The sequence below is a fragment of the Duganella vulcania genome, assembly GCF_009857655.1.
GTDB classification, from domain to species: Bacteria; Pseudomonadota; Gammaproteobacteria; order Burkholderiales; family Burkholderiaceae_D; genus Rugamonas; species Rugamonas vulcania.
Genome location: NZ_WWCX01000239.1, coordinates 1 through 1537, shown reverse-complemented (window position 1 = coordinate 1537; position 1537 = coordinate 1). Strand labels below are relative to the sequence as shown.

At 66.6% G+C, this 1537-nt stretch carries 2 protein-coding genes and 1 pseudogene; 1 reads left to right on the top strand and 2 read right to left on the bottom strand.

Annotated features, from left to right (window positions below):
* Nucleotides 1-309, bottom strand: a 309-nt coding sequence (locus tag GTP90_RS35665) for a response regulator (protein WP_161087923.1), incomplete at its 3' end; no start/stop codon positions are given.
* A 125-nt stretch (nt 310-434) separates the two neighbouring features.
* Between GTP90_RS35665 and GTP90_RS35660 the strand changes: the two genes are divergently transcribed.
* Nucleotides 435-944 (top strand): FxDxF family PEP-CTERM protein, encoded by a 510-nt coding sequence (locus GTP90_RS35660; RefSeq protein WP_217432066.1) that lies wholly within the window; start codon nt 435-437, stop codon nt 942-944.
* 154 nt (nt 945-1098) lie between these two features.
* Here GTP90_RS35660 and GTP90_RS35655 read toward each other — a convergent pair.
* A pseudogene (locus GTP90_RS35655) lies at nt 1099-1537 on the bottom strand (hypothetical protein); the annotation flags it as partial.

Below are 1537 nucleotides of genomic sequence, written 5' to 3'. Positions count from 1 at the left end.
GAAGCGCGCCGCGCCGCGCGCCAGCGCGTTGTGGGCGGTGGCGCTGGCGCCGTCGGCCGACAGCACGATCACCGGACAGTCCGGCCAGCGGCGGTGGATCAGCGCCATGCCGTCCAGGCCGTTGACGCCGGGCAGCTGGATGTCGAGCAGCACCAGGCTGGGCGGGGCGCCGTCGCGCGGGGCGCCCAGCGCCTCGTCGATCGAGGCGGCCTCGCGCACGTTGAACTGGGCGGCGGCGTCGGCCAGCATCAGGCGCAGACCGGCGCGGAACAGCGAGTGGTCGTCGATCACGAGTACGGTTTGATTCATGGTGTGCTTCACGGTGGCGCGGCAATTCAGTCCAATTGGACTATTTTCCAATAACTGGTATCAATTTATCATCACATCTGGTCTGCAAGCAAGCAACCATCTACTTAACCACACCAGGAATTCCAATGAAATCCAGCATACTAGCATTCGCGTTAAGCGCATTGTGCGCGTCGTCGGCCATGGCCAAGACCTATGACGTCCAGTTGCACCAGTCCAAAACCAATCCGCACCAGTGGACCGGCAGCTTCAACCTGAGCCAGCCGACGCCGTGGGAAGGCCAATATTTCTCCGACACGTACAACTTCACGCCCGACCTGGCTGGCGCGCTGACGGTCAACGGCGGCGTGGTCAATTTCTTCGGCTTCGACGAGCAGAAGATCCGGTTCAGCCACGTGTTTTTGAACGAAACCGAGCTGGCGCTGAGCAGCGCCGACGGCGAAAGCAAGGCGCGCCTTAGCAATGTCGTGCTGAGCGGCCCGCTGAGCCTGCGCGTGACCGGCTGGACCGGCGACTCGGCCAGCTATTCGGGCAACTTCAACATCACCACCGCCGTGCCGGAGCCGGCCACCTACGGCATGCTGATGGGCGGCCTGGCGCTGGTGGGCCTGGCCGCGCGCCGCCGCAAGGCGCAATAAGCTAAACGGTTTATACCGTTGATGGCGCCGGCGGACCTTCAGGTCCGGCCGGCGCCCGCGTTGCCGGCTAGCGCACGAACAGCGCGATCAGGATGACGATGGGCAGTGGAATGCCGAGTAACAGCAGTAGGATCGAGCGCATCATGTTCTCCGGTCAGGTTGGGGTGCGCACGATGACACGTGCGTGATCGCGGTGGTGGCCGCCCAGCGTGGCAAGCAGGCTGGCGACGAAGGCGCCCAGCAGCAGGGCGATGAACATCCACAGCGCCGAATGGGCGGCGGCCTTGCGCGCTTCCTCGGCGGCGGCGGTGGCCTTGGCCTTGGCGGCGTTGGCGGCCTGCGCGGCCTGGGCATAGACCTGGTCCACGCGCTGTTCGGCGTCGGGCTGCGCCAGGCCGCTGCGGCTGGCGACCAGCTGCGCGAGGTAGCTGCGGTCGTCGGCGCCCAGCTTCCCGGCCGGCAGGTCGGTGATCAGGATGCGGTTGATCTCGTTGCGCTGGGCGTCGGTCGCGGCGTCGCCGTTGGGGGAGCGCAGCAGCATGTCGGCGAAGTAGGTGTTGCCGGCGCCGGCGCCGCGCGCCAGCGCCGGTCCG